The 314-nt window shown below is 42.8% G+C and carries 1 protein-coding gene; it reads right to left on the bottom strand.

The features are described 5' to 3' along the window. Positions 1-247 (bottom strand): hypothetical protein (locus tag ACYUE0_RS17905; protein ID WP_460271945.1); only part of this gene is annotated, 247 nt, incomplete at its 3' end. Positions 248-314: the final 67 nt, after the last annotated feature.

The following is a 314-nucleotide window of genomic DNA, read 5'->3' as shown; positions in this document are numbered from 1 at the left end:
CTAACGCTGTTACTGTTCCAGCCGCTACTGTTACTGCATTTCCTACCGTTACTGTTCCAGCTACATCTACAGTTCCATCCACTACTGCTGTTACTGTATTTGCTACTGTTATTGGATTAGATACTGCTACAGTTCCTTCTACTGMYGCTGTTACTGTATTTCCTACTAACGCTGTTACTGTTCCWGCCGCTACTGTTACTGCATTTCCTACCGTTACTGTTCCAGCTACATCTACAGTTCCATCCACTACTGCTGTTACTGTATTTGCTACTGTTATTGGATTAGATACTGCTACAGTTCCTTCTACCTACTGA

This window comes from Clostridium sp. CTA-19 (assembly GCF_054767855.1).
This window is presented reverse-complemented; position numbering and strand designations above follow the sequence as displayed.